The sequence below is a fragment of the Modestobacter marinus genome, assembly GCF_019799945.1.
Taxonomy (GTDB): domain Bacteria; phylum Actinomycetota; class Actinomycetes; order Mycobacteriales; family Geodermatophilaceae; genus Modestobacter; species Modestobacter marinus_B.
Map to the genome: position 1 here is coordinate 12,761 of NZ_JABGCH010000024.1, position 25,732 is coordinate 38,492.

Consider the following 25,732-nt stretch of genomic DNA (forward strand, 5'->3'; position numbering starts at 1 on the left):
TCCGCCGCGACCGGTCAGCCGGCCCGGGCCAGGTCGCGCAGCATCCCGGTGAGGAGCGGCTCGCGGTCGCCCAGCACGCCGAAGAACCGTCGGTCGGTCGCCTCCACCGCGGCGTTGGCGTCGTCGGCGAGCGCCGCGCCCCGTGCGGTCACGGTGAGCGCCCGGGCCCGGGCGTCGGTCGGGTGGGGATGGCGTTCGACCAGCCCCTTGCCCTCCAGGGCGCGCAGCACCTGGGAGGTCATCATCGGATCCGTCCGCGCGTGCGAGGCCAGCGCGCGCTGGCTGACCGGCCCGTCAGCCCGCAGCCAGGCGAGCGAGGCGAGCAGCACGAACTGCACGTGCGTGAGGTCGAAGGGGGCCAGCGTGGCCCGCTGCGCCGCCTGCCAGGCGTTGGTCACCCGCCAGAGCATCAGTCCGGGGCTGTCGTCGGCCTCGGCATGGGCGGTGCGGAGTTCACCGGTCATGCCGCCATCGTCGCCGGAGAGACCCGGGGGGCTCAGGCCGCCTCCTCGACGAGCGCGACCAGGCGGTCCAGGTCGGCCTGGGTGGACCCCCGGAACCCGCGGCCCATGAGCCGCGCCCACAGCGGGGCCAGCGGGCCGACAGCGTCACCCGGACGCCGAGCTCCGTGCCGGCGCCGGACTCCTCCGCGACGTGCTGGAACACCAGGCACGCCCCGGGCAGCCGGCTGGTGTCGGTGTACTCCCGCCCCGGACGGCAGGCGCTGACGACGAACCGGACCCGTGGCCCGCCCCGCGGCTTCAGCACACCCCTGGTGCCGGTGCGGACCGGCCCGGCCACGCGCACCCATTCGGTGTCGGGGGACCAGGCGGGCCAGGTGCCGTGGTCCACCCAGCGCGCGAAGTAGGCGTCGGGACCGGCGGAGGAGCGAGCCGAGCCGCAGGCGAGTTCGATCATGGAAATAGTATGCACGCTTAGTACATCGGGCGGAAGGGCATCGGCCACCGCGCGGCCGGGTCGCCGGTGGGCGGCCTAGGCTCGTCGGTCGTGCTCGTCCTCGCCCTCGACACCGCCACCCCGACCCTCGTCGCAGGAGTGGCCCGCTGGTCACCCGAGAGCGTTCAGCTGCTGGCCGAGCGGGCGCTGCCCTCCGGCAACCGGCACGCCGAGCTGCTGACCCCCGCGGTCCGCGAGGTGCTGGCCGAGGCCGGCGTGCGCATGCGCGACCTCGACGCCGTCGTCACCGGGCTCGGTCCCGGGCCGTTCACCGGGCTGCGGGTCGGGATCGTCACCGCCGCCGCGCTGGCCGATGCCCGGGACCTGCCGGTGGTTGGCGTGTGCTCGCTCGACGCAGTCGGCAGCGGCGCCCGCTCGGTGGTCACCGACGCGCGGCGCAAGGAGGTGCACTGGGCCGTCTACGGCCCGGACGGCGCGCGCCTGGCCGGGCCCGGTGTCGACCGGCCGGAGGACGCCCCGGTCACCGACCCCGTCCTCGGGGACGTGCGGTTCGCCGAGCGGCTGGGCCGGGACGTCACCGCGGCGGACGTGACGACGGCGGGGCTGCTCCGGGCCGCGACTCCCCAGCTGGCCGGCGACGTCCCCCGGCGCCCGCTGGAGCCGCTGTACCTGCGCCGCCCGGACGCCGTCCCCCCGGCCGCCCGCAAGGCGGTGTCCCAGCCGTGACGGTCCGGCTGAGGGACATGACCGCCGCCGACCTGCCCGCCGTCCTGGAGCTCGAGGAGGAGCTCTTCGCGCCGGACACCTGGACCGAGTGGATGTACCGCGACGAGCTCGCCCGCCCCGACACCCGCCACTATCTGGTGGCCGCCGACGACGCCACCGGCGCCGTCGTCGGCTACGCCGGGCTGATCGCCTACGACGACGAGGCGCACCTCGCCACCATCGGGGTGACCGGGGCCCGGCAGGGGGAGCGGATCGGCGCGCTGCTGCTGGACACCCTGCTGGCCGAGGCGGACCAGCAGCGGAAACCGGTGCTGCTGGAGGTGCGCGCCGACGACGAGGCCACCCAGGGCTTCTACCGCCGCCGCGGCTTCACCGAGGTCGGCCGCCGGCCGCGCTACTACCCACTGAGCGGGAAGGACGCCGTCGTGATGCTCCGGGAGCCGGTGTCATGAGCGGACAGGGAGTGAGCATCGCAGCGAGGTCTGCGAGCGAGGAGCGGAGCGACCGCGGGAGCGAACAGTGATGACCGCGGCCCAGCCGTTGGTGCTCGGGTTCGAGACCTCCTGCGACGAGACCGGCGTCGGGCTGGTGCGCGGGCAGACGCTGCTGTCCGACGCGCTGGCCACCTCGATGGAGGAGCACGAGCGGTTCGGCGGGGTGGTGCCGGAGATCGCGTCCCGCGCGCACCTGGAGGCGATGGTCCCCACGGTGCACAAGGCGCTGTCCGACGCCGGCGTGGGTGCCTTGGACGTCGACGCCGTCGCGGTGACCGCCGGGCCGGGGCTCACCGGCGCCCTGCTGGTCGGGGTCGCGGCGGCGAAGGCGTACGCACTGGCCCTCGACGTCCCGCTGTACGGGGTCAACCACCTGGCCGCGCACGTCGCCGTCGACGAGCTCGAGCACGGCCGGCTCGCCGAGCCCTCGATCGCGATGCTCGTCTCCGGCGGGCACAGCTCGCTGCTGCTGGTGCCCGACCTCACGCAGGACGTGCAGGAGCTCGGCCGCACCATCGACGACGCGGCGGGTGAGGCCTTCGACAAGGTGGCCCGGGTGCTGGGCCTGCCCTTCCCCGGCGGCCCGCCGATCGACCGGGCGGCCGGCGAGGGCGACCGGGACGCGATCGCCTTCCCCCGCGGGCTCACCGGCCCGGGCGACGCCGCCTACGACTTCTCGTTCTCCGGGCTGAAGACGGCGGTCGCCCGCTGGGTCGAGGCGCGGCAGCGGGCCGGTGAGCCGGTGCCGGTGGCCGACGTCGCCGCCGCGTTCCAGGAGGCGGTCGTGGACGTGCTCACCGCCAAGGCCGTGCGCGCCTGCCGGGACCACGGCGTCGACCACCTGGTCATCGGCGGCGGGGTGGCGGCCAACTCGCGGCTGCGCGCGCTGGCGCAGGAGCGGTGCGACGCCGCGGGGATCGTGCTGCGGGTGCCGAGTCGCCGGCTGTGCACCGACAACGGGGCGATGGTCGCCGCGCTCGGGTCGCGGCTGGTCGAGGCGGGGGTGACGCCGTCGGAGATCGACCTGGGGGCGGACAGCTCGCTGCCGATCGACGTCGTCAGCCGCTGACGTCGCAGACCAGGACCGTGGGCGCGCCGGCGACCCGGGTGACGACGACGACCGCGGTCCCGCTGCCGGGGCTGCGCAGCTGCCGCGCGAGGCTCTCCGGCTCGATCGGTGATCCGCGCTTCTTCACCGTCACCCGGCCGACGCCACGGGCCCGCAGCAGCGCGCGCAGCTTCTTGAGGTTGAACGGCAGCACGTCGGTGACCGCGTGGCTGCTGACCCAGGGGGAGTCCGCCGGGCCGTCGGAGGTCAGGTAGGCGATCGTCGGGTCGACCAGCGTGGCGCCGAGGTCCGCCGCGACCAGGGCCACCAGCCCGGAGCGGATCGCCGCCGGGTCCGGCTCGTGCAGCCAGCCGCGCACCGGGCCGACCGGCGCGGTACCGGGGTCCCGGTCTGCGGTGAGCTCGAGCAGCCAGCCGTCGGCGAGCAGCAGGCTCGCCCGGCGCCAGGTGCGGCTGAGCCCGCGGCCCCACAGCAGCGCCTCGGCGATCGACCCGCCGGCCGACACCCACTCGGCCTCCACGCCGTCCGGCACCCGGGCGTGGTCCAGCCCCGGGGCCACCTTGACCACGCAGGCCGGGGCCCGGTCCAGCAGCAGGGCGACGGTCGACCAGGGCGGGGACCAGCGGTCGGGGTCCAGCTGCCGCCGGCCCCCGGCGCGGCGGGCGGGGTCGAGGACGGCCGCGTCGCAGCCGGCGACCCGGCCGTCGGCGGCCGCGGCCACCAGCGCGACGACGTCGCCGGCCACCACCTGCACCCGGTCGGCGACCCCCAGCGCCTCGGCGTTGGCGGCGGTGAGCTCGCGGGCCACCGGATCGAGGTCCACGGCGGTGACCGCGGCACCGGCGCGGGCCAGCGCGACGGTGTCGGTGCCCGAGGCGCACCCCAGGTCGGCCACCGAGCGGGCACCGCCGGCGAGCAGCCGCCGCGCCCGCCGGGTGGCCAGCACCGGGCGGCCGGCCTGCTCGAGGGCGTCCGCGGTGAGGAGCAGCCGGTCGGCGTCGTCCCCGAAGGTGGCCCGGGCTCGCGCCCGCAGCCGGGCGAGCTCCCACGCGGGACCCGCGCCGTCCGGCCCCACCTCGGCGCGCAGCCGGGCGAGCGCGGGCAGCACGTCCACCCGGTCGGCGACCAGATCGGCGGCGCGTGCGGTCGCGGCCTCGCCGGCCGGGGTCCTCAGCCAGCGCAGGGCGGCGACCCGGTCTGCACGGGGGTCGTCGGGTGGGGTGCCGGACACGGCCCCAGCCTGGCCCATCCCCGGTTCCCCCGGGTGGGCCACCCGGTTGAGCGGCTGGCACTCCCATGGGTAGAGTGCCAATCGACACGGGTTGGCACCTGACCCCCGCGACGGCAGGTGCCCAGCCCCCGTGCCACCCAGCATCAGCACCACTCCCGAACCGTCCGACACCGAAGGGGGCGTCACCACGTGACGACCGCTACCAAGGTCAACATCAAGCCGCTCGAGGACCGGGTCGTGGTCCAGGCCAACGAGGCCGAGACCACCACCGCCTCCGGTCTGGTCATCCCGGACACCGCCAAGGAGAAGCCCCAGGAGGGCACCGTCATCGCCGTCGGCCCCGGCCGCATCGACGACAACGGCAACCGGGTCCCGCTCGACGTGAACGTCGGCGACGTGGTCATCTACTCGAAGTACGGCGGCACCGAGGTGCGCTACGGCGGCGAGGACTACCTCGTCCTCTCCGCGCGCGACCTGCTCGCCGTCGTGGAGAAGTAGAAGGACCCCCTGCCCCCCACCCGTTGAAGGCCCCGTCCTCCTCATCCCTCGCAAGCTCGGGGACGAGCCTCTGGACGGGGCCGGCGAGCGGGCCCCTGCAGGGCCATGCACCACCTCGCACTGAACGACACCGCCCCGGCGACCCGAGAACACCGGGTCCCGGGGCGGTCGTCGTCCGCCCCCCCGCAGCACCCCCTGACCCGAGAGGTCCGGCAATGGCCAAGATCATCCTGTTCGACGAGGGCGCCCGGCGCGCCCTCGAGCGTGGCGTCGACAAGCTCGCCGACGCCGTCAAGGTCACCCTCGGCCCGCGTGGCCGCAACGTGGTGATCGACAAGAAGTTCGGCAGTCCCACCATCACCAACGACGGCGTCACCATCGCCCGCGAGATCGATCTCGAGGACCCCTACGAGAACCTCGGCGCGCAGCTGGCGAAGAACGTCGCCACCAAGACCAACGACGTCGCCGGCGACGGCACCACCACCGCCACCGTGCTCGCCCAGGCGCTCGTGCACGAGGGCCTGCGCAACGTCGCCGCCGGCGCCAACCCGATGGCGCTGGGCCGGGGCATGCGGGCCGCCGTCGACGCGGTGTCCGCCGCCCTCGACGCGGTCGCCGTCCCGGTCGACCAGCGCAGCGCGATCGCCGAGGTCGCCACCATCTCCGCCCAGGACGCCGAGGTCGGCGAGCTGATCGGCGAGGCGTTCGAGCGGGTCGGCAAGGACGGCGTCATCACCGTCGAAGAGGCCAGCGGCATGACCACCGAGCTGGACGTCACCGAGGGCGTCCAGTTCGACAAGGGCTACCTGTCGCCGTACTTCGTCACCGACAGCGAGGCCATGGAGGCCGTCCTCGAGGACGCCCTCGTGCTGATGGTGCAGGGCAAGATCGGCGCGCTGGCCGACCTGCTGCCGCTGCTGGAGAAGGTGCTGCAGTCCGGTGGCCGCCCGCTGCTGATCGTGGCCGAGGACGTCGAGGGCGAGGCGCTGTCCACGCTCGTGGTCAACTCGATCCGCAAGACCATCAAGGTCGTCGCGGTGAAGTCGCCGTACTTCGGTGACCGGCGCAAGGCGTTCATGGCCGACCTCGCCGTCGTGACCGGCGGCCAGGTGGTCAGCGAGGACGTCGGCCTGCGGCTGGACGCCGTCGGCCTGGAGGTGCTGGGCACCGCCCGCCGGGTCGTCGTCACCAAGGACGACACCACCCTGGTCGACGGCGGTGGCACGGCCGGCGCGATCGCCGACCGGGTCGCGCAGATCCGCAACGAGATCGAGGCCACCGACTCCGACTGGGACCGCGAGAAGCTGCAGGAGCGGCTGGCCAAGCTGGCCGGCGGCATCGCGGTGGTCCGCGTCGGGGCGGCGACCGAGGTCGAGATGAAGGAGCGCAAGCACCGGATCGAGGACGCCATCGCCGCCACCCGCGCCGCGGTGGAGGAGGGCGTCGTCCCCGGTGGCGGTTCCGCGCTGGTGCACGCGGCGACGGCCGTCGACGCGCTGGAGCTGTCCGGCGACGAGCTGACCGGTGCACGGTCGGTCCGCAAGGCCCTGGAGGCCCCCCTGTCGCTGATCGCGTCCAACGCCGGGTTCGAGGGGCCGGTCGTCGTCGGCCGGGTCCGTGACCTCGGTGAGGGCAAGGGCTTCAACGCCGAGACCGGCGAGTTCGGCGACCTGGCCGCGCAGGGTGTCATCGACCCGGTCAAGGTGACCAAGGCCGCGCTGGGCAACGCCGCGTCGATCGCGGCCATGGTGCTCACCACCGACTCCGCCATCGTGGAGAAGCCGGCGGAGGAGCACGAGCACGCCGGTGGCCAGCACACCCACGGCCACTCGCATGGGCACGGTCACAGCCACTGACGTCAGCTGACGCCCGCCCGTTCCCAGGACGGTCGGGCGTCAGGGCACGACAACGCCGAGAGGGCCGGTCCGACGACTCGTCGGACCGGCCCTCTCGGCGCTTCGCGCGGCGGGGAGGTCGCCCGCCGCGGTGGTTCAGACCCCGGCGGCGATGGAGGCGGGCTCCGCGGCGATCAGCCGGGCGCGCTCCTCCTCGCTCATGCCGCCCCAGACCCCGTAGGGCTCGCGGACGGACAGCGCGTGCTTCAAGCAGGCGTCGATCACCGGGCACGTTCCGCAGACGGCCTTGGCGGCGGCCTGTCGCCGCGCTCGGGCCGGCCCACGCTCGCCGTCGGGGTGGAAGAAGAGCGACGTGCTCTCGCCTCGGCAGGCGCCGTGCAACTGCCAGTCCCAGACCTCGGCAACAGGGGTGGGCAGTCGGCGGATGTCGGCCATTGGACCTCCTCGGCTCAGATGCACCGGGGGGTCTGCCCGGTCACGGAGCAGCCGGTGCCCCGTGCCGGTGAGGCGCAAACACATCGGCCCACCTTCGTGGTGCGGGATCTGCCGATGTGTGCATCAGGACGTACCCCGCTGTCCAGCTCCGATCGGGCGTGCTCCTGCCCTCACCCCCCGGGGTGACGGGCGCTGTTGTCGCACGACGGAGCGGATCAAGGTGGTGACAGGGAGTGCCGACCACCGGAGTGGGGGACACCCCGACACCACGCCCGGACTCCGTTCGGGCGGTGCCGGCGCCCCGGGGAGCGGGGGAGTACCCGGTCCCACCACCCGGCCGGGTGACCCCCGGTTCGGCGCAGGACGGGAGCTATCGGTGATCGAGGACAGGATGCGCGGCAACGGCCACGGCGGTGCCGTGGTGTGGGTGTTCGACGAGCGGCGCCGCGTGCGGGACGACGTCGCCGCCCGCCTGCTGGCGCTGCCGTTCGTGGCCCGCGTCGAGGCGGTCGGTGACCCGACGGCCCTGACGGCCCGGCTGGCCAACCGGCTGCCCGACGCACTGCTCGTCGGGACCCAGCGGGCCACCGACAGCGGGCTGGCCGTCGCCACCCAGGTGCTGCGGAGCCACCCCTCGCTGACCGTGCTGGTGCTCGGTGCCCCGGACGACGCGGACTCCGTCCGCGCCGCGGTGGCCGCCGGTGCCCGTGGCTACCTGCGCTGGGACGCCAACCCCCTGGAGCTCGGCCTGGGCCTGGCCCGTGGGCCGCGCGTGGAGCAGGGCCGGCCCGTGCAGGCGCGGATGGCGCCGATGCCCCGCAGCCCGCAGCACGCGGTCCCACCCGGCGGGGCACCGTCTCACGGACAGTCACCGTGGGGCGGCGCCAGCGCGCTGGCCGGCTCTGCGCCGACCACCGTGCGGTCGACCGTCCCCGAGCCGCCGCCGGTCGCGCTCAGCGCCCGGGAGATGCAGGTGCTCACCGGGATGAGCCAGGGCAAGAGCAACGCCCAGATCGGCCGCGAGCTCTACCTGTCCGAGGACACCATCAAGACCCACGCCCGCCGGCTGTTCCGCAAGCTCGGCGCCAAGGACCGCGCCGAGGCGGTGGCCACCGGCTTCCGCCGCGGCATGATGCACTAGCCCCCTGTCGAGGGGCTGAGCCGCCCCGGCGACCGGTACGCCGGGGCGCACCCCGACCCACCGGTCGCCGAGGCGGCTCGACCTGAGGGCAGCCGCGGCGCAGGTCGTCGTCCACCGGCCGGGGAGCCGTCCACAGGCACCGGCGAGCTCCGCGCGGAGACCGGCGGGCCGTCGACCATGGCCGGAGGGACTCCCTGCTCCCAGGCCCCGTCCGGGTCGCCGCCTCGACGCGGCTCGGGCTGTTCACCGTCGCCGAGCTGACGGCTGCGCGGGTCACCGAGCGGGAGATCCGGAGCGCGGTCCGATCCGGTGCCTGGGTGCGGCTGGGGCGTAGCTCGTTCGTCACCGCCGCCGACCTGGCTGCGGTCGAGGCGGCCGGACGACGGCACGAGCTCGACGTCCTCACCGTCACGAGCGCGCTCGCCCGACCCACCGCGGCGCTCAGTCACGCGACGGCTGCCCGGCTGTGGCGTCTCCCGGTCCCCGCCGGTCTGCCGCCGGACGTGCGGCTCACCCATCCGGAGTGCTGGCGCAGCGGCCCTGGGTGTGTGATGACCCGCGCCGACCTCCCGGCCGCCGAGGTGACCACCCGTGGCCGCCACCGGCTCACGACCCCCGCCCGGGCGCTGGTCGACACCGCCCGGGAGTGGCCGGAGCGGCCGGCCCGAGGACGTCCTGTTCGACGAGAAGCGCCGGGAGGACGCGCTGCGGGCGACCGGGGTGCGCTTCCTCCGTCTGGTCGACGAGGATCTGGGCCGGGCTGGGCGTCGGTGGAGGCGCGAATCCATCGGGACCTGGCCGCCCCCGGGCCGGCTCTACCTCCCGGGGGTGCCTCCTAGTCCTCGCGGGCGTGGCGGCCGCCGCCGGCGCCGTGCCGGCCGGTGGGCTCCTCGCGCTCGGCCATCGCGGCCACCGCGTCGGCGTAGCCGCTGGCGTAGTCCCAGCTGACGTAGTCGTCGGGGTCCGGGTCGAAGGGCGGCTCGTGCCGTCCGGTCTGCCCCTCGTCGAGCAGCTGGCGCAGGTTCGCCTGCATCAGCGCCCAGTCGACGTGGTGCTCCTCCTGGCAGTCCGGGCAGTCGACGACGATGCCCTTGACCCCCGTGGGCTCGAGCAGGGTGCGGAAGACCTCCAGCTCGGCCAGGTCGTCGAGCACCCCGGCCCGCTCCTCCATGGTCAGCGGCGGGTGCCCCTGGCCGTCGTCCGGCCCGAAGTCCGGGTCGCGGTCCCGGGATGAGCCGAATGCGTCGTCCCACGCGTCCACGTGTCCTCCTCGCCGGTGCGTGTCCCCGGGAGCATGCCGCCCCGGTGAGCTCGGTGCCGGACGTGCACGCCCGTCCAGCCGTCCACGGTAACGGGGCGGAGGCCGCCCAGGGGGGTCCGCCTACCATCGAGTCGGTACCCGTGCGCCGTCTGCGGCGCTCCCACCACTAGTCGAGAGGGTGGCGACACGTGCAGCCCGACGAGCGCGTCCCCGAACTCCCCGCCAAGTTCGCCCCGCTTGGGCTGACCTACGACGACGTCCTGCTCATCCCCGGAGCCTCCGACGTGGTCCCCGCGGAGGTCGACACGAGCACCCGGCTGACCCGTGGACTCCGCCTGGCCATCCCGCTTTTGTCCTCGGCGATGGACACGGTCACCGAGTCCCGCATGGCGATCGCGATGGCCCGCGTCGGCGGCATCGGCGTCCTGCACCGCAACCTCGCCGCCGAGGACCAGGCCGGCCAGGTCGACCTGGTGAAGCGGTCGGAGGCCGGCATGGTCACCAACCCGGTCACCTGCTCCCCGGACAACACCCTGGCCGAGGTCGACGCGCTCTCCGGGCGCTACCGCATCTCCGGCGCCCCGGTCGTCGACGCCGACGGCGTGCTCGTCGGCATCGTCACCAACCGGGACATGCGCTTCGAGACCGACCAGAACCGGCTCGTGCGCGACGTCATGACGCCGATGCCCCTGGTCACCGCCCCGGTGGGCGTCGACCCCGAGCGGGCGCTCGAGCTGCTGCGCAAGCACAAGATCGAGAAGCTGCCGCTGGTCGACGACGCGGGCCGGCTGCGCGGCCTGATCACCGTCAAGGACTTCGTCAAGCGCGACCAGTTCCCCCACTCCACCAAGGACGTCGACGGGCGGCTGGCCGTGGCCGCCGCCGTGGGCGTCGGTGAGGACGCCTACAAGCGGGCCGGGCTGCTCGTCGAGGCCGGCGTGGACGTGCTGGTCGTCGACACCGCGCACGGCCACCAGCGCGCGGTGCTGGACATGATCGCCCGGGTGAAGAAGGACTTCGCCAACGTCGGCCACGGGGTGCAGGTGATCGGCGGCAACGTCGCCACCCGCGCCGGGGCGCAGGCGCTGGTCGACGCCGGCGTGGACGCGGTCAAGGTGGGCGTGGGCCCGGGGTCGATCTGCACCACCCGCGTGGTCGCCGGGGTCGGCGTCCCGCAGATCACCGCGATCTACGAGGCCAGCCTGGCCGCGAAGCCGGCTGGGGTGCCGGTCATCGCCGACGGCGGGCTGCAGTACTCCGGCGACATCGCCAAGGCCCTGGTGGCCGGCGCCGACACCGTGATGATCGGCGGCCTGTTCGCCGGCGTCGAGGAGGCGCCGGGCGAGCTGGTCTTCATGAACGGCAAGCAGTACAAGACCTACCGCGGGATGGGGTCGCTGGGCGCGATGCAGAAGCGCGGCAACCAGTCGTTCAGCCGGGACCGGTACTTCGCCGACGACATCCTCTCCGACGACAAGCTCGTGCCCGAGGGCATCGAGGGCCAGGTGCCCTACCGGGGCTCGCTGTCCGGTGTCGCCCACCAGCTCGTCGGTGGGCTGCAGGCGTCGATGGGCTACGCGGGGGCGGCGACCATCGCCGACCTGCAGGAGCGCGGCCAGCTGACCCGGATCACCTCCGCCGGCCTGGTCGAGAGCCACCCGCACGACATCCAGATGACCGTCGAAGCGCCGAACTACCGGGGGCGCTGACCGATGCCCGCACGCGACAACGTCGAGATCGGTCTCAACCGCTTCGCCCGCCGCGGCTACGACCTGGACGAGGTCTCGATCGTCCCGTCCCGCCGCACCCGCGACCACGACGACGTCTCGACCGCCTGGCAGATCGACGCCTTCCGGTTCGAGATCCCGCTGGTCACCAGCCCCAGCGACGCGGTGGTCAGCCCGGCCACCGCGATCGGCGTCGGGCAGGCCGGTGGCCTGGGCGTGCTCAACGCCGAGGGCCTGTGGGCCCGCTACGACGACCCGACCGACGTCTACCGGCAGCTGCGCGAGGCCGCCGGCTCGCACGGCGGCCCGCCGGTGTCCCTGCTGCAGCAGCTCTACGCCGAGCCGGTGAAGCCGGACCTGGTCACCGCACGGGTCAAGGAGCTCAGCGCCGCCGGGGTCACCACGGCGGTGCGCGTCTCCCCGCAGCACACCGTCCAGCTGGCGCCCACGGTCCTCGCCGCCGGCGTCGACCTGCTGGTCATCCAGGGCACGATCGTCTCCGCCGAGCACGTGACGAAGTCGGGGGAGGCGCTGAACCTCAAGGAGTTCATCGCCGACCTCGACGTCCCGGTCATCGTCGGCGGGTCCGCGGACTACCAGACCACGCTGCACCTGATGCGCACCGGCGCGGCCGGGGTCATCGTCGGCGTCGGTGCCGACAGCTGGTCGACCTCGGACACCGTCATGGGCATCCGGGTGCCGCTGGCCAGCGCCATCGCCGACGCGGCCGCCGCCCGCCGGGACTACCTGGACGAGACCGGTGGCCGGTACGTGCACGTGATCGCCAACGGCCGGATCGAGACCAGCGGCGCCATCGCCCGGGCGCTGGCCTGCGGCGCGGACGCCGTCCAGCTCGGCGAGCCGCTGCGGGTCGCCGCGGAGGCACCCGGTGGCGGCGTGTGGTGGGACTCGGTCGCGGCGCACCCGCGGCTGCCCCGCGGCGGCGCGTCCGGGGCCGCCGAGCCGCGCGGCACGCTGGAGCAGGTGCTGCTCGGCCCCGCCGAGGACGCCGACGGGCGCACCAACCTGTTCGGGGCGCTGCGCCGCACCATGGCCAAGACCGGCTACCGGGACCTCAAGGAGTTCCAGCGGGTCGACCTGGTGATCGGCGGGACCGGTGCCGAGGCGCCGGGCCCGGGCCACCTCGCCGGCTGAGTCAGGAGGACTCGTGGACTTCCCGACCGTCCTGGTCGTCGACTTCGGCGCCCAGTACGCCCAGCTGATCGCCCGCCGGATCCGCGAGGCCGGGGTCTACTCCGAGATCGTGGGCTCCGACGTCCCGGTGGAGGAGGTGCTGGCCCGCAAGCCCGCCGCGATCGTGCTGTCCGGCGGTCCGTCCAGCGTCTACGCCGAGGACGCCCCGCAGATCGACGCGACGCTGTTCGAGGCCGGGGTGCCCGCCTTCGGCATCTGCTACGGCTTCCAGGCCATGGCGCAGAGCCTCGGCGGCACGGTGGCCCGCACCGGGGACCGCGAGTACGGCGGTACCCCGCTGACGGTCACCACCGAGGGCCGGCTGTTCGGGTCGCTGCCCTCGGAGCAGGCGGTGTGGATGAGCCACGGGGACGCCGTCAGCGCCGCGCCGCCCGGGTTCACCGTCACCGCCACCAGCACCGGCGCGCCGGTCGCCGCCTTCGAGGACGTCGACCGCCGGCTGGCCGGGGTGCAGTTCCACCCCGAGGTCCGGCACACCGCGTACGGCCAGACGGTGCTCGAGCACTTCCTGTTCGACATCGCCGGCCTGGCGCCCACCTGGACGATGAGCAACGTCGTCGACGAGCAGGCGGCGGCCATCACGGCGCAGATCGGGGACCGGCGGGCGCTCTGCGCGCTGTCCGGCGGGGTGGACTCCGCGGTGGCCGCCGCGCTCGTCCAGCGGGCGATCGGGGACCGGCTGACCTGCGTCTACGTCGACCACGGCCTGATGCGGCAGGGCGAGACCGAGCAGATCGAGCGGGACTTCGCCGCGGTCACCGGCGCGGACCTGCGGGTGGTGGACGCCAGCGAGCAGTTCCTGTCCGCGCTCGCCGGGGTGAGCAACCCGGAGCAGAAGCGGAAGATCATCGGCCGGGAGTTCATCCGGGTCTTCGAGCAGGCGGCCACCGACGTCGTCGCCGACGCGCAGGCGCACGGCGAGACGGTCGACTTCCTCGTCCAGGGGACGCTGTACCCCGACGTCGTCGAGTCCGGCGGCGGCACCGGGACGGCGAACATCAAGAGCCACCACAACGTCGGCGGCCTGCCCGAGGACCTGACCTTCACCCTGGTCGAGCCGCTGCGGACGCTGTTCAAGGACGAGGTCCGCGAGGTCGGCCGGCAGCTCGGACTGCCCGACAGCCTCGTGCAGCGCCAGCCGTTCCCGGGCCCCGGGCTCGGCATCCGGATCGTCGGGGAGGTCACCCGCGAGCGGCTGGACGTGCTCCGCCAGGCCGACGCGATCGCCCGCGAGGAGCTGACCGCGGCCAAGCTGGACACCGAGATCTGGCAGTGCCCGGTCGTGCTGCTCGCCGACGTCCGGTCGGTGGGGGTGCAGGGCGACGGGCGCACCTACGGCCACCCGATCGTGCTGCGGCCGGTGTCCAGCGAGGACGCGATGACCGCGGACTGGACCCGGCTCCCCTACGACGTCCTGGCCCGGATCTCCACCCGGATCACCAACGAGGTCGCCGAGGTCAACCGCGTCGTCCTCGACGTGACGAGCAAGCCCCCGGGCACGATCGAATGGGAATGACGGGCCGACGGCTGGTGGCGCCAGCCGTCTTCCTCCCGCCGGCATGACGCCGAAGGGCCCGGGGAGCGGTTGCTCCCCGGGCCCTCTCGCCTCGGTCCTCCGTCGGTCAGCGGTGCCGGCGCGCCCGCCGGACCTCGGTCACCAGCAGGGCCACCCCGCCGGCCAGCAGTGCCAGCCAGACGAAGCCGCCGTTCCAGAACCACCCGGCGGCCAGGTCCACCCCGGACAGGGTCACGATGGCCAGCACGGTGAAGACGATCCCGGCGATGAGGGACGGCACGTCCCGCTGGCGGCGGACCGGCGCCGGGGGTGTGATCTCCGGCGTGGTGATCGGCTCCGGCCAGAGGTTCTCCTGCCAGCGGGTCGGCGTGGTCGGGAACTCGCTGTAGTCAGTCACGGGACACCTCCACGTCTCCGATTCCGTTGTGGATCATGATGCGGAACTCGGCGCGGCCGTCGCCCACCCAGCTCCCGGACCCGGTGCCCGGGAAGAACGCGCCGTCCTCGCTGATCTGCTCGTCCTCGAACTCGACCTCGCCGATGCCGCCCATCCCGGTCACGTGGACGTCGGCGTTCCGCGGGACGATGACGTCGATGTCACCGACACCGTGGCGGATCTCGGTCTCGATCGTGCGGGGCAGGTCGGACGGGTCGATCAGGGACAGGTCGATCTCCAGGTCGCCGACGCCGCCCTCGTACACGTCGCGGACGGCCGCGGCGGTGGTCGGCTGGTAGAAGCGGTCACCGACGTCCCCGCGAGGACCGTCGTGGAAGTCGGCGGTCGAGGCGATCAGGGTCGCCAGGGAGAGGACGACGCCCAGCGCCATCAGCCCGCCCTTCGCGCCCCGGCCGGCCCCGGTGACCGCCGAGACGATCAGACCGATGCCGACGACCAGCAGGGCGGTGCCGAAGAAGCCGCGGGGCCCGAGGTCCCAGTCGGTGAGCTGGGCGAGCAGCACCGCCGAGCCGAGCACGATGAGCAGCGTCGCCAGGGTCACGCCCGGGACGGGGGACCGCGGTCCGCGCGGGGCGCGGGGTGCGACGGCCGCCGCGCCGGCGGGAACCGTCGACTGACCGACCGGGGCGGCCGGCATGAGCACCCACAGCAGCAGGTAGATGAGCACGCCGCTGCCGCCGGCGAGGGTCAGCGCGATCGCGCCGATCCGCCAGAGCAGGGCGTCGACGCCGGTGTACTCGGCGAGCCCGCCGGCGACACCGCCGATCACCTTGTCGGTGCGGCTGCGGCGCAGCTGGGTGCGGGGCTGCCACGGCTGCTGCGGGGAGGGCGGTGGCGGCCAGGAGGCCCCGGAGGGGTCGGCCGCCGGGGAGGCGGGGGGCGGAGGGGTCGAGGTCATGGCACAGAGACTGCTCGGCGCAGGACCCCGGCGGTATCGGGGAACCACCTGAGCCGACCCTGAATCCCGCGGCACGCCCCGACTCGGGGTGACCACCGATGTGCACGGCCCGCTGCCGGTGACACGATCGACGGCGTGACCACCACAGCCCTGCCCGCGCCCCGGCCGCCGCTGGCGCGCCCACGCCGCGGCCGGGTGCTCGCCGGCGTCGCCGCCGGCACCGCCGCCCACCTGCGGGTCGACCCGATCGTCGTCCGCGTCGTCTTCGTCGCCGTCGCCGTGTTCGGCGTCGGCGTCGTCGCCTACGCGCTGCTCTGGCTGACCATGCCCGTCACCGACGCGGAGAGCGACACCCTCGTCCCGGCGCGCACACAGCTGACGAGCAAGCGGCAGCTGGTCGGGCTGGGACTGCTGTCGGTCGTCGCCGTGGTGCTGCTGGGCCAGATGACCACCTGGGGCGGGGACGGCATCGTCCTGCCGCTCGTGCTGGCCGGTGCCGGCATCGCCGTCATCTGGCGACAGTTCGACAGCGACGCCGGCCTGCTGCGCGGCTCGGCCCGGTGGGGCCTGGCCGCCGGCATCGCGCTGGGCATCATCGGCGTGGTCCTGCTGCTGGCCACGACCGGCCAGCTGGCCAACGCCCGCAACGGCTTCACCGCCACCCTGGTCATCCTGGTCGGCGTCGCCCTGGCGACCGCCCCGGTGTGGCGGCGGTTGCTGGACGAGCGCGCCGCCGAGCGCGCGGCGCGCATCCGTTCCGAGGAGCGCGCGGAGCTGGCCGCGCACCTGCACGACTCGGTGCTGCAGACCCTGGCGCTGATCCAGCGGCACGCCGACTCCCCGCACGTCGTGGGCCGGCTGGCCCGCAGCCAGGAGCGGGAGCTGCGCACGTGGCTGTACGACCCGACCGTCGCCAGCGGCGGCACCTGGGCCGGGCTGGTCGCCCGGCTGGTGGCCGAGGTCGAGGCCGACCACGAGGTCACCGTCGAGCAGGTGGTCGTCGGGGACGTGCCGGCGGACGACGCGGTGACCGCGCTGGCGCAGGCCACCCGGGAGGCGGTCGTCAACGCCGCCAAGCACTCGGGTGCCGGCAGCGTCTCGCTCTACAGCGAGGTGACGCCGGTGTCGGTGACCGTGTTCGTCCGCGACCGGGGCAGCGGCTTCGACCCGGGGACCGTGCCGCCGGACCGGCGTGGCCTGCGGGACTCCGTGACCGGCCGGCTCACCCGCATCGGCGGGACGGCGATGGTGCGTTCGGCACCAGGAGAGGGGACCGAGGTGGAGCTGTGCCTGCCGCGCGGCGAGCGGGCGGAGGTGACGGCGTGACCGCCCCGGCGACCGGGACCCGGCCGCGGGTCTTCCTCGTCGACGACCACGGGATGGTCCGGGCCGGCGTGCGCGCCGAGCTCGGCGACGACGTGGAGGTCGTCGGGGAGGCGGCGGACGCCCCGACCGCGGTGACCGGCATCCGGGCGGCCGCGCCCGACGTCGTCCTGCTCGACGTGCACCTGCCCGGCGGCGGCGGGCGCGCGGTGCTGGAGGCGCTGCGCGCGGAGCTGCCGGACACCCGCTGGCTGGCGCTGTCGGTCTCCGACGCCGCCGAGGACGTCATCGCCGTCATCCGGGCCGGCGCCCGGGGGTACGTGACCAAGACGATCTCGGGCCCCGACCTGCGCGACGCCGTCCGCCGGGTGGCCGAGGGCGACGTCGTCTTCAGCCCGCGGCTGGCCGGCTTCGTCCTGGACGCCTTCGCCGCCTCCTCGACGCCCGCCCCGGCGACCGACGACCCGGCCACCGACCCCGGCCTGGACCTGCTCTCGACGCGGGAGCGCGAGGTCATGCAGCTGCTGGCCCGGGGCTACACGTACCGGGAGATCGGCGGTCGGCTGTTCATCTCGGTGAAGACCGTGGAGTCGCACGCCTCCAACGTGCTGCGCAAGCTGCAGCTGTCCAACCGCAACGAGCTGACCCGCTGGGCGGCCACCAACCGCCTGCTGTGAGGACGGCGGGGTGCGCCGGCGGGTGCTGGTCGCCGTCGCGGTCGTCGTCCTGGTGCCGGCGCTGGTGACCGGGCTGCTCTGGGCGCTGCAGCGCCGGCTGGTCTACCTGCCGCAGGGCGGGCCGGTGCCGGTCGCGGCCGCGCTGCCGGGCGGGGAGGACGTCGTCCTCCGGACCGCCGACGGCCTGCAGCTGGCCGCCTGGCACGTCCCGGCGCGGTCCCCGGACGCGCTGACGGTGCTCGTGGCCCCCGGCAACGGCGGGCACCGCGGCCTGCGCGCCCCGCTGGCCCGGGCCCTGGCGGAGGAGGGCCTGGGCGTGCTGCTGCTCGACTACCGCGGGTACGCGGGCAACCCGGGCAGCCCGAGCGAGGAGGGGCTGGCGCTTGACGTGCGTGCCGCCCGGTCGTTCCTGCTCGAGGAGGCGGGAGTGCCGGCCGGGCGGCTGCTCTACTTCGGGGAGAGCCTGGGCGCCGGCGTGGTGACCGAACTGGCCACCGAGCACCCGCCGGCAGGGCTGCTGCTGCGGTCACCGTTCGAGGACCTGGCGGCCGTGGGCGCCGTCCACTACCCGTTCCTGCCGGTCCGGGCCCTGCTGCGCGACCGCTACCCGGTGGCCGAGCGGATCGCGCGGGTGCACGTGCCGACGACGGTCGTCTACGGCACCGCGGACACGATCGTGCCGCCGGGACAGAGCCGCGCCGTCGCCGCGGCGGCCGCCGAGCTGCACCGGCTCGTCGCCGTGGACGGCGCCGACCACAACGACCCCGCCCTGCTCGACGGACCAGAGCTGGTCGGCGCGGTGCGGGACCTGGCGGCTCGGGTCGGCTGACGCCGGCGCTCCGCGCGGGAACGCCTGCCGGTGTCCGTCACGATCGGATCGCCCCCCGTCGTGACGGCCAGCCGAAGATCACTACCGTCCGACCGCCCTTTGGTCAGCCTGCCCTGACTTGGCAGGGGCGGTACGAGGCGTTCGGTTCCGGACGCGGGCTGCGATCGCGCCGGGTGCGATGGTGCGACCGCGCGTCATCGACCAGCTGGACCCACTGCGAGAAGGCGCATGAGCACTGCTGCGATCGTGGGCGCGGTCGACGTCGAGGAGATCGCCGACTCCATGCGGCGCACCGGCTTCGGGCAGGTGGAGAACGCCATGCCGGCCGACGAACTCCGGTCCCTGCAGGCATTCGCCCGGGACGCCGTCCGGCGCCAGTGCGACGAGTCCGCGTACCTGGCCCCCGACGCGCTGGCCGGCACGGCGATCGGCGAGCTGGCCCCGCTCGCCCCAGCTGAACACCTTCCTCAGGCAGCTGCACCAGGCCGCCGCGCGGCGCCCGCCGGCTCCCGAGGAGAGCATCTACGCGGGGCTGCGGTGCCTGTACGGGCGCAGCGGGGCGGCCAGCTCGCTGCAGTACCACTTCGACAGCTACACGGTCACCGCGCTGCTCCCCGTCGAGATCCCGACGTCGGGCAACCGGGGCGACTTCCTGTACTACCCGAACCTGCGGGCGGTCCGGCGCAGCGCGGTGGTGAACATCGCCGAGAAGGCGGCCTGCCAGAACGGCGTCACCCGGCGCGTGCTGGCGTCGCAGGCCTTCCGGAAGCGGGTCGCCCCGCAGCGGCTGGAGCTGGTGCCCGGCAACCTGTACGTGTTCTGGGACTACCGGACGCTGCACGGAAACGACGTCTGCGACCCCGACCAGCTCCGGGCGACCGCCCTGTTCCACTTCGGCGACCCGCACCTGGGCGACCCGCTGGTCCAGCGGGTGCACCGGCGGGTCGAGCGCGCCGGGCGGACCAGGCAGCTCACCTCGTCGGCGGCCTAGCCCGACACCCGGCCTCCGGCGGGCTGTGCCACCGCCGAGGCCGGGCCGCGCGGTCAGGCCGTGTGCACGACGTGGAAGACCTCGGCGAGCCGGCTCTCGGGCAGGCCGTGGGTGCGGGCGTTGCGCCGCATCCAGCCGGTCAGGAACTCCTCGAGCCGGTTCTCCGGCCAGTGGCCGACCTGGCTGACGTGCGACCGCAGCGCGGCCAGCTTGCGGTCCAGGACGTCGGTGACGTCGACCGCGTGGTCGGCGCGGGGGCTGCCGCTCAGCCACACCTCCGCCACCGTCCACTCCGCCAGGCCCTCGTCGGCGAGCAGCTCCGGGACGGCGAAGGGGTTCCGGGCGTCGGGGTAGACGGCGCGGAGCGTCGACTCGCCGACGGTCATGTGGTCGGGGTGGCTCGCGCCGATCCGCTCCCAGTTCCGCTCGGGGGAGCTGGTGAGCACCCGCTGCGGCCGCACCTGCCGGATGACCCGGGCGATGTCGCGGCGCAGGTCCAGGGTCAGCTCCAGGCGGCCGTCGGGGTGGCCGAGGAAGCGGACGTCGGAGACCCCGACCTCCTTGGCCGCCGCCCGCTGCTCGGCCTGCCGCAGCGGCCCCATCTCCGCGCGCGGGGTGTCGTCGAAACCGCCGGCGTCCCCGTCGGTGACGATGCAGTAGGTGACCTCGGTGCCGTCCGCCGTCCAGGTGGCGACCGTGCCGGAGCTGCCGAAGTCGATGTCGTCGGGGTGGGCCAGCACGCACAGGACGCGCTCGACGTGCTCGGCGGGGGCGGAGGGCAGCGGCATCACGCGCCGGAGCCTAGGTGTCGGACGGCGGTGCTCCCAGACCGGTCAGCTTGTCCGGGTTGCGCACCACGAGCACCTGGTCGACCCGCCCGTGCGTCACGGTCAGGGAGATCGCCAGGAACGGCTCCCCGCCGGTCCACGCCACGATCCCGGTCAGACCGTTGACCTCGGCGACGTCCACCCGCATGTCGGGCAGCTCCAGTCCCGCGGCCGCCGTCGCCAGGAGGAAGCGGCACACCTTGTCGGTTCCGGTGATCGGCCGCAGAGCCGCCCGTGCCCTGCCTCCGCCGTCGGTCACCAGGACGACGTCCGGGGCGAGCAGCGCGACCAGCGCCTCGACGTCCCCGCCGGCGGCCGCGGCGAGGAACCGCTCGGTCACCTCCCGCTGGGTCCGCCGGTCGGTGGCGAACCGCGGACGACGCGCCTGCACGTGCTCGCGGGCCCGGTGCGCCTGCTGGCGGACGGCGGCCTCGGAGCGGCCGAGCGCGGCGGCCACCTCGGCGACCGGCAGGCCGAAGACCTCACGGAGCACGAACACCGCCCGCTCGACGGGGGAGAGGGTCTCGAGGACGACGAGCAGCGCCAGGGACACCTGCTCGCCGAGCTCGGCGGCCTCCTCGGGACCGCGGTCGGCCTCGTCGGTGAGCAACGGCTCCGGGAGCCACGGGCCGACGTAGGTCTCCCGCCGGGTCCGGGCCGCGGTGAGCCGGTCCAGCGCCAGGCGTGAGGCGGTCCGCACCAGGTCGGCCCGCGGGTCAGCCACGTCGTCCCGGTCGTCGGCGGACCAGCGGAGCCAGGCGTCCTGCACGACGTCCTCGGCGTCCGCGACGCTGCCCAGCATCTGGTAGGCGACGGTGAACAGCAGCCGCCGGTGCCGGTCGAAGGCCACCAGCCTCCCGTCCGGGACCGGCGGCCGGGTGGTGCTCACGACGCGGGGGTGGTCGCGGCCGGGACCTCGCAGCGGTCGCGGAAGCCCTGGCTGGTCAGGCCGAGCGCGCTGTTGAACCGCGACCGCGAGTTCTCCACCGCGACCATCATCGTGAGCTCCACCAGCGCGGCGTCGCTGAGGTGTGCCCGCAGGCCGGCCACCATCTCGTCGGTCGCGGCGGGCGGCGTCGCGCTCACGGCCTCGGCGTAGGCCAGCACCTGACGCTCGAGGTCGGTGTAGCGGTCGCTGTTCCGCCAGCGCGGGACGTCGCGCAGCTTGACCGGGTCGGTGCCCTTGCGGGTGCTGATCCAGTAGCCGAAGTCGACGCACCACGAGCAGCCGATGGTCACCGCGGCGGCCATCGTGGCGAGGTCCTTCAGCGTCGGGTCCAGGGCGTGCCACCTCTCCAGCGACATCTCCTGCCGGACGCTGGTGAGCAGCACGCGGGGGTTGTGGCCCATCGCGGCGGCCGGGTCGGCGACGGTCCCGAACCGGCCGCGCGAGTACCACTCGGTGAGCCGGTACAGCGGCGTGTGGGGCGGGTCGAGCGGGATGCGTGCCATGGTGGGCTCCTCCTCTACGGGTGCGCGCCCATGAGACGGAGCGGCGGCCCCGGACGTGACACGCCCTGAGGCCCCGTCCCGAGGAGGACAGGGTCCTTCTTCAGAGACGACCGCGGCCCTGGCGGAGCAGCATCATGCCGAGCGAGGCGCCGTCCGGGCCGAGCGCCGACCGGAAACGGTCGAGCACCTGCCGCTCCCGGGACAGGCTCAGCCGCATGCCGCCGGAGGCGGTGCGCAGCGACCCGATCTGCTCGGAGATGGCCAGCCGGCGCTGGACCAGCTCGATGATCTGCGCGTCGCAGAGGTCGATCTGCTCGCGCAGCTCACCGATCCGGTCGGCGGCCGGGGTGTCCGGGGCGGTGGGCTCGGTGGCGGTGGTGCTCATGGTCGTCGTCTCCAGGGGCGAGGAGGCCGTCCGGCCCCGGAGACGAGAAACGCCCCGGGGCCATCGGGCCCGGGGCGTCGTGTTCGGTGGCTGCTCAGCCAGCGGTGACGGACACCGGAACCCGGTGGCCGTAGAAAAACTCGCGGTGGCGGAGCACGGCCCGAGTCTGGCACGGGCGCGCGGTCCCGCGCCACCCGCCACGCCCGTCCGGGACGTCCCGTGCGTCCCGGGGGCCGTCGGTCCCGCGGCCTACAGTGGCAGGGACATGAGCAGCCCTCAGCAGACCCTCCCCGGCACCGCCGCGCTGCCCCGGCACACCGCCGGCCAGCCCGGCCGCGCACTCGACCGGATGCTCGCCGGCCTCAACGGACCGCAGCGCGACGCGGTCGTGCACGAGGGCAGCCCCCTCCTGATCGTGGCGGGCGCGGGCTCGGGCAAGACCCGGGTGCTCACCCACCGCATCGCCTACCTGCTCGGCGCGCGCGGCGTGCAGCCCGGCGAGATCGTGGCGATCACCTTCACCAACAAGGCCGCCGGCGAGATGAAGGAGCGCGTCGCCACCCTGGTCGGGCCGCGCGCCCGGGCCATGTGGGTGTCGACCTTCCACTCGATGTGCGTGCGCATCCTGCGCGCCGAGGCCGCGAAGCTCGGCATGAAGAGCTCGTTCACCATCTACGACCAGGGCGACTCGGTCCGGCTGATGACGATGGTGGCCCGGGACCTCGACCTGGACGCCAAGCGGTATCCCGGCCGCAGCCTGGCCAACCAGGTGTCCAACCTGAAGAACGAGCTCGTCGACGAGGAGTCCTACGTCCCGCAGACGGCGCCGGAGAAGGTGCTGGCCGAGGCGTACAAGCTCTACCAGCGGCGGCTGCGCGAGGCGCACGCCATGGACTTCGACGACCTGATCATGACCACGGTGCACCTGCTGCAGGCGTTCCCGGACGTCGCCGAGCACTACCGCCGCCGGTTCCGGCACGTGCTGGTGGACGAGTACCAGGACACCAACCACGCGCAGTACGTGCTGGTGCGCGAGCTGGTCGGCGGGGCCGGCGGCCCGGTCCCGCCGGCGGAGCTGTGCGTCGTCGGCGACGCCGACCAGTCCATCTACGCGTTCCGCGGCGCGACGATCCGCAACATCGACGAGTTCGAGCGCGACTACCCCGAGGCGACGACGATCGTCCTGGAGCAGAACTACCGCTCCACCCAGCGCATCCTCAGGGCCGCCAACACGGTCATCGCCAAGAACACCTCGCGCCGGCCGAAGAACCTGTGGTCCGACGCCGGCGACGGCGAGCTCATCGAGGGCTACGTCGCCGACAACGAGCACGACGAGGCCGCCTGGGTGGCCGAGCAGATCGACGCGCTCACCGACGCGGGCACGGCCCGGCCCGCGGACATCGCGGTCTTCTACCGCACCAACAACGCCTCCCGGGTGTTCGAGGAGGTGTTCATCCGCGTCGGCATGCCGTACAAGGTCGTCGGCGGGGTGCGCTTCTACGAGCGCAAGGAGGTCCGCGACGCGCTGGCCTACCTGAAGGTGGTCGCCAACCCCGCGGACGTGGTCAGTCTGCGGCGGGTCATCAACACCCCCAAGCGCGGCATCGGCGAGCGCGCCGAGGCCTGCATCGAGCAGTTCGCCGACCGGGAGCGGATCGCGTTCGCGTCCGCGCTGCGCCGGTGCTCCGAGGTCACCACCCTGGCCTCCCGGTCGCTCAAGGCGATCCAGGAGTTCGTGGCGCTGCTCGAGGAGTTCGAGCGGCTGGTCGAGACCGGCTCGGGGCCGGCCGCGCTGCTGGAGAGCATCCTCGACCGCACCGGCTACCTGGCGGAGCTCTCGGCCAGCACCGACCCGCAGGACGAGGGCCGCGTCGACAACCTCAACGAGCTGATCTCCGTCGCCGCCGAGTTCGAGGCGGCCACCCCCGGCGGCTCGGTCACCGACTTCCTCGAGCAGGTGTCGCTGGTGGCCGACGCCGACCAGATCCCGGTGACCGGCGACGACGCCGGCGTGGTGACGCTGATGACCCTGCACACGGCCAAGGGGCTGGAGTTCCCGGTCGTCTTCCTCACCGGCCTGGAGGACGGCGTCTTCCCGCACATGCGAGCGCTCGGCGACCCCCGTGAACTGGAGGAGGAGCGCCGGCTGGCCTACGTGGGGATCACCCGCGCGCAGCAGCGGCTCTTCCTCTCCCGGGCCACGGTGCGCACCAGCTGGGGGCAGCCGGCCTACAACCCGCCGTCCCGCTTCCTCGACGAGCTGCCGTCGGACACCGTCCACTGGGCCCGCACGGAGGCGGCGCCGACCGCACCGATGGGCTCCGCGCAGGCGCGGGTGGCCGCCACCGGGCTGTCCACCGGCGGGCTGCGCGGCGGCGGGACGAAGCGGCCGGCGATCAGCGTGGAGGTCGGCGACCGGGTGAGCCACGACGCCTTCGGGCTGGGCACGGTCGTCGAGGTGAACGGGATCGGCGACAAGGCCCAGGCGACGGTCGACTTCGGCTCGGGGGGCACCAAGCGGCTCGTGCTGCGGTACGCGCCCCTCGTGAAGCTGTAGCGGCAGCCGCCCCGGGACGACGTGCGCTCGGGGTGGGTCCCCGGTCGGGAACCCACCCCGAGTGCACCCTGCCGGCCCGGTCCCGGACCCGGCGGGGATCAGCCGAGGGGCACGCCGCGCTCGGCCAGCCACTCCTGCGGGTCGATCGGGTCGCCGTTCAGCCCGCCCTCGTGGATCTCGAAGTGCAGGTGCGGGCCGGTCGACTGCCCCTGGTTGCCGACCTTGGCGATGAGGTCGCCGGCGGAGACGACGTCACCGGCCTCGACGAACATGTAGCGCATGTGGCCGTAGATCTGCACGTTGCCGTCGGCGTCCTGGATGTAGACCGCGTAGCCGTACCCGGAGGCCGGACCGGCGCGCAGCACGACGCCGTCGGCGGCGGCGACGATCGGGGTGCCCAGCGGCGCGGCCAGGTCGAGGCCCCAGTGCATGGTGCCCCAGCGCATGCAGAAGCAGGTGGTGAGCCGGCCGACAGTGGGGACGACGAAGTCCGGCTCGCGGGCGGCCCGGGAGGCGGCGATCTCGTTGAGCCGCGCCTGCGCCTCGGCCTGGCTGATCACGCCCCGGGCGTCGCCGACACCACCGGCGAAGCTGCTGTCGGAGACGCCCAGCCCGTAGTCCTGGGCGGAGGCGACCGGGGCCGGGTCGCTGCCCACCCCGCCGAGCAGGGCGGTCATCAGCGCGCCGAGGGCGGCGACCACGACCAGCACCGGGGCGCGGCGGCCCGGCGGACGGCGGCGTGCGCGGCGGGGTGCCGCGGCGGTGGGTGCGGTGCCGGCGGCGGGGGGTGCGGTGGCGGGCGTCGCGGCGGTGGCGGGCGTGGCGGCGGGTGTGGATGCGCTGGCGACGGGTGCGGCCGGTGCGGTGGTCTCCCGGGCCGCTCGGCGCAGTCGCCGGCGGGCGGAGCGGGTCGCCCGGGGGGCGTCCTCGTCGTCGTCCGCGGGGTCCTCGTCCGCGGTGTCCTCCTCTGCGGTGTCCTCGTCTGCGCGGTCCTCGTCCAGCGTCTCCTCGGCGGGCACGTCCTCGTCGGCGTCCTCGCGGGCCTGGGTGGCGGCCCACTCGCCGTCCCAGTCGCCGTCCCAGTCCGCCGCCCAGCCGTCCTCGGAGCCGGCGGCGAGCAGCGACCGCAGGTCGCCCTCGGACCGGGAACGGCCCACGTGCTCACGCAGTCGAGACAAGGGGAACACCTTCCGGGTGCCGCACGGGAGGAGCCGTGTGGTGGTGGTGCAGGTGCGCCGGTCGGCCACGG

27 protein-coding genes are annotated in these 25,732 nt (G+C 74.5%); 15 read left to right on the forward strand and 12 right to left on the reverse strand.

Going from position 1 to position 25,732, the window contains the following annotated elements:
* Positions 1 to 14: 14 nt before the first annotated feature.
* Positions 15 to 464: a MarR family winged helix-turn-helix transcriptional regulator gene (locus tag HK417_RS18050; protein ID WP_222269124.1), complete on the reverse strand. Its 450-nt coding sequence runs from the start codon at positions 462 to 464 to the stop codon at positions 15 to 17.
* Entirely contained in the window at positions 454 to 918 is a 465-nt protein-coding gene (locus HK417_RS18055; RefSeq protein WP_222269127.1) for a hypothetical protein, read from the reverse strand. Before HK417_RS18055 ends, HK417_RS18050 begins: the two co-directional genes overlap by 11 nt.
* A 90-nt stretch (positions 919 to 1,008) precedes the next feature.
* On the opposite strand from HK417_RS18055, the gene tsaB reads away from it, so the two are divergent.
* The 3 genes from tsaB to tsaD all read left to right on the forward strand — a co-directional run bounded on the left by tsaB (position 1,009) and on the right by tsaD (position 3,207).
* Entirely contained in the window at positions 1,009 to 1,644 is a 636-nt protein-coding gene (gene tsaB / locus HK417_RS18060; RefSeq protein ID WP_222269130.1) for a tRNA (adenosine(37)-N6)-threonylcarbamoyltransferase complex dimerization subunit type 1 TsaB, read from the forward strand.
* Entirely contained in the window at positions 1,641 to 2,096 is a 456-nt protein-coding gene (gene rimI, locus HK417_RS18065) for a ribosomal protein S18-alanine N-acetyltransferase (RefSeq protein ID WP_308123682.1), read from the forward strand. Before tsaB ends, rimI begins: the two co-directional genes overlap by 4 nt.
* Positions 2,097 to 2,166: 70 nt before the next feature.
* Positions 2,167 to 3,207 carry a tRNA (adenosine(37)-N6)-threonylcarbamoyltransferase complex transferase subunit TsaD gene (gene tsaD, locus HK417_RS18070; protein ID WP_222269133.1) on the forward strand — a complete coding sequence of 347 codons (1,041 nt, stop codon included), beginning with the start codon at positions 2,167 to 2,169 and terminating at the stop codon, positions 3,205 to 3,207.
* On the opposite strand, the gene HK417_RS18075 is transcribed toward tsaD, so the two are convergent.
* Positions 3,197 to 4,438, reverse strand: coding sequence for a class I SAM-dependent methyltransferase (locus HK417_RS18075; protein WP_308123683.1), 1,242 nt, complete (start codon positions 4,436 to 4,438; stop codon positions 3,197 to 3,199). The two genes, tsaD and HK417_RS18075, sit on opposite strands and share 11 nt — an antisense overlap.
* A gap of 189 nt (positions 4,439 to 4,627) precedes the next feature.
* Here HK417_RS18075 and groES point away from each other — a divergent pair, with 189 nt between their 5' ends.
* Positions 4,628 to 4,936: a co-chaperone GroES gene (groES, locus tag HK417_RS18080; RefSeq protein ID WP_222269139.1), complete on the forward strand. Its 309-nt coding sequence runs from the start codon at positions 4,628 to 4,630 to the stop codon at positions 4,934 to 4,936.
* Positions 4,937 to 5,151: 215 nt separating this feature from the next.
* Entirely contained in the window at positions 5,152 to 6,792 is a 1,641-nt protein-coding gene (gene groL, locus HK417_RS18085; RefSeq protein WP_222269142.1) for a chaperonin GroEL, read from the forward strand.
* Positions 6,793 to 6,927: 135 nt separating this feature from the next.
* On the opposite strand, the gene HK417_RS18090 is transcribed toward groL, so the two are convergent.
* Entirely contained in the window at positions 6,928 to 7,227 is a 300-nt protein-coding gene (locus tag HK417_RS18090; RefSeq protein ID WP_222269144.1) for a WhiB family transcriptional regulator, read from the reverse strand.
* A gap of 376 nt (positions 7,228 to 7,603) precedes the next feature.
* On the opposite strand from HK417_RS18090, the gene HK417_RS26200 reads away from it, so the two are divergent.
* A complete protein-coding gene (locus HK417_RS26200) occupies positions 7,604 to 8,368 on the forward strand; it encodes a helix-turn-helix transcriptional regulator (RefSeq protein ID WP_308123684.1) in 765 nt (254 codons plus the stop codon).
* A 317-nt stretch (positions 8,369 to 8,685) separates the two neighbouring features.
* A complete protein-coding gene (locus HK417_RS18100; RefSeq protein WP_222269146.1) occupies positions 8,686 to 9,207 on the forward strand; it encodes a hypothetical protein in 522 nt (173 codons plus the stop codon).
* On the opposite strand, the gene HK417_RS18105 is transcribed toward HK417_RS18100, so the two are convergent.
* Positions 9,204 to 9,629, reverse strand: a complete 426-nt coding sequence (locus HK417_RS18105; protein WP_222269148.1) for a DUF5319 family protein — start codon at positions 9,627 to 9,629, stop codon at positions 9,204 to 9,206. The genes HK417_RS18100 and HK417_RS18105 overlap by 4 nt on opposite strands.
* A gap of 188 nt (positions 9,630 to 9,817) precedes the next feature.
* On the opposite strand from HK417_RS18105, the gene guaB reads away from it, so the two are divergent.
* The 3 genes from guaB to guaA are packed head-to-tail and all read left to right on the forward strand — an operon-like array spanning position 9,818 to position 14,087.
* A complete protein-coding gene (gene guaB / locus HK417_RS18110) occupies positions 9,818 to 11,338 on the forward strand; it encodes an IMP dehydrogenase (RefSeq protein WP_222269150.1) in 1,521 nt (506 codons plus the stop codon).
* A gap of 3 nt (positions 11,339 to 11,341) precedes the next feature.
* Positions 11,342 to 12,511: a GuaB3 family IMP dehydrogenase-related protein gene (locus HK417_RS18115; RefSeq protein WP_222269152.1), complete on the forward strand. Its 1,170-nt coding sequence runs from the start codon at positions 11,342 to 11,344 to the stop codon at positions 12,509 to 12,511.
* 13 nt (positions 12,512 to 12,524) lie between these two features.
* The gene (gene guaA / locus HK417_RS18120; protein ID WP_222269154.1) at positions 12,525 to 14,087 is read left to right on the forward strand and encodes a glutamine-hydrolyzing GMP synthase; all 1,563 of its coding nucleotides are present in this window, start codon (positions 12,525 to 12,527) and stop codon (positions 14,085 to 14,087) included.
* 106 nt (positions 14,088 to 14,193) lie between these two features.
* Here guaA and HK417_RS18125 read toward each other — a convergent pair whose 3' ends face one another.
* Positions 14,194 to 14,484, reverse strand: a complete 291-nt coding sequence (locus HK417_RS18125) for a hypothetical protein (protein WP_222269156.1) — start codon at positions 14,482 to 14,484, stop codon at positions 14,194 to 14,196.
* On the reverse strand, positions 14,477 to 15,442 hold the full coding sequence (locus HK417_RS18130) for a PspC domain-containing protein (RefSeq protein ID WP_222269157.1): 966 nt from the start codon (positions 15,440 to 15,442) through the stop codon (positions 14,477 to 14,479). The genes HK417_RS18125 and HK417_RS18130 overlap by 8 nt, the downstream gene beginning before the upstream one ends.
* 135 nt (positions 15,443 to 15,577) lie before the next feature.
* Here HK417_RS18130 and HK417_RS18135 point away from each other — a divergent pair, with 135 nt between their 5' ends.
* The 4 genes from HK417_RS18135 (at position 15,578) to HK417_RS18150 (ending at position 19,262) form a co-directional block, all read left to right on the forward strand.
* Positions 15,578 to 16,768 carry a sensor histidine kinase gene (locus tag HK417_RS18135; RefSeq protein WP_222269159.1) on the forward strand — a complete coding sequence of 397 codons (1,191 nt, stop codon included), beginning with the start codon at positions 15,578 to 15,580 and terminating at the stop codon, positions 16,766 to 16,768.
* Positions 16,765 to 17,442 (forward strand): response regulator transcription factor, encoded by a 678-nt coding sequence (locus tag HK417_RS26560; RefSeq protein WP_308123685.1) that lies wholly within the window; start codon positions 16,765 to 16,767, stop codon positions 17,440 to 17,442. Before HK417_RS18135 ends, HK417_RS26560 begins: the two co-directional genes overlap by 4 nt.
* Positions 17,443 to 17,452: 10 nt before the next feature.
* Positions 17,453 to 18,271, forward strand: coding sequence for an alpha/beta hydrolase (locus HK417_RS18145; protein WP_308123686.1), 819 nt, complete (start codon positions 17,453 to 17,455; stop codon positions 18,269 to 18,271).
* 694 nt (positions 18,272 to 18,965) lie between these two features.
* Complete coding sequence (locus HK417_RS18150; protein WP_222269161.1) at positions 18,966 to 19,262, forward strand: hypothetical protein; 297 nt, start codon at positions 18,966 to 18,968, stop codon at positions 19,260 to 19,262.
* A 53-nt stretch (positions 19,263 to 19,315) separates the two neighbouring features.
* On the opposite strand, the gene HK417_RS18155 is transcribed toward HK417_RS18150, so the two are convergent.
* The 4 genes from HK417_RS18155 to HK417_RS18170 form a co-directional block, all read right to left on the reverse strand.
* Complete coding sequence (locus HK417_RS18155) at positions 19,316 to 20,050, reverse strand: PIG-L deacetylase family protein (protein WP_222269270.1); 735 nt, start codon at positions 20,048 to 20,050, stop codon at positions 19,316 to 19,318.
* Between the two features lie 13 nt (positions 20,051 to 20,063).
* The gene (locus HK417_RS18160; RefSeq protein WP_308123687.1) at positions 20,064 to 20,978 is read right to left on the reverse strand and encodes an RNA polymerase sigma-70 factor; all 915 of its coding nucleotides are present in this window, start codon (positions 20,976 to 20,978) and stop codon (positions 20,064 to 20,066) included.
* On the reverse strand, positions 20,975 to 21,541 hold the full coding sequence (locus HK417_RS18165) for a carboxymuconolactone decarboxylase family protein (RefSeq protein WP_222269163.1): 567 nt from the start codon (positions 21,539 to 21,541) through the stop codon (positions 20,975 to 20,977). Before HK417_RS18165 ends, HK417_RS18160 begins: the two co-directional genes overlap by 4 nt.
* A 100-nt stretch (positions 21,542 to 21,641) precedes the next feature.
* Positions 21,642 to 21,926, reverse strand: a complete 285-nt coding sequence (locus tag HK417_RS18170; RefSeq protein WP_222269166.1) for a chorismate mutase — start codon at positions 21,924 to 21,926, stop codon at positions 21,642 to 21,644.
* 265 nt (positions 21,927 to 22,191) lie between these two features.
* Between HK417_RS18170 and pcrA the strand changes: the two genes are divergently transcribed.
* Positions 22,192 to 24,483: a DNA helicase PcrA gene (gene pcrA, locus HK417_RS18175; RefSeq protein ID WP_222269168.1), complete on the forward strand. Its 2,292-nt coding sequence runs from the start codon at positions 22,192 to 22,194 to the stop codon at positions 24,481 to 24,483.
* Positions 24,484 to 24,581: 98 nt separating this feature from the next.
* On the opposite strand, the gene HK417_RS25665 is transcribed toward pcrA, so the two are convergent.
* The gene (locus HK417_RS25665) at positions 24,582 to 25,661 is read right to left on the reverse strand and encodes a M23 family metallopeptidase (protein WP_261327199.1); all 1,080 of its coding nucleotides are present in this window, start codon (positions 25,659 to 25,661) and stop codon (positions 24,582 to 24,584) included.
* Positions 25,662 to 25,732: the final 71 nt, after the last annotated feature.

Excerpts from the sequence above, each read along its gene's own strand:
- HK417_RS18050 (WP_222269124.1), bottom strand. The coding sequence starts at position 464 with ATGACCGGTGAACTCCGCACCGCCCATGCCGAGGCCGACGACAGCCCC.
- HK417_RS18055 (WP_222269127.1), bottom strand. The coding sequence starts at position 918 with ATGATCGAACTCGCCTGCGGCTCGGCTCGCTCCTCCGCCGGTCCCGAC.
- tsaD (WP_222269133.1), top strand. The coding sequence starts at position 2,167 with ATGACCGCGGCCCAGCCGTTGGTGCTCGGGTTCGAGACCTCCTGCGAC.
- groL (WP_222269142.1), top strand. The coding sequence starts at position 5,152 with ATGGCCAAGATCATCCTGTTCGACGAGGGCGCCCGGCGCGCCCTCGAG.
- HK417_RS18090 (WP_222269144.1), bottom strand. The coding sequence starts at position 7,227 with ATGGCCGACATCCGCCGACTGCCCACCCCTGTTGCCGAGGTCTGGGAC.
- HK417_RS18115 (WP_222269152.1), top strand. The coding sequence starts at position 11,342 with ATGCCCGCACGCGACAACGTCGAGATCGGTCTCAACCGCTTCGCCCGC.
- HK417_RS18130 (WP_222269157.1), bottom strand. The coding sequence starts at position 15,442 with ATGACCTCGACCCCTCCGCCCCCCGCCTCCCCGGCGGCCGACCCCTCC.
- HK417_RS18155 (WP_222269270.1), bottom strand. The coding sequence starts at position 20,050 with ATGCCGCTGCCCTCCGCCCCCGCCGAGCACGTCGAGCGCGTCCTGTGC.
- HK417_RS18165 (WP_222269163.1), bottom strand. The coding sequence starts at position 21,541 with ATGGCACGCATCCCGCTCGACCCGCCCCACACGCCGCTGTACCGGCTC.
- HK417_RS18170 (WP_222269166.1), bottom strand. The coding sequence starts at position 21,926 with ATGAGCACCACCGCCACCGAGCCCACCGCCCCGGACACCCCGGCCGCC.
- pcrA (WP_222269168.1), top strand. The coding sequence starts at position 22,192 with ATGAGCAGCCCTCAGCAGACCCTCCCCGGCACCGCCGCGCTGCCCCGG.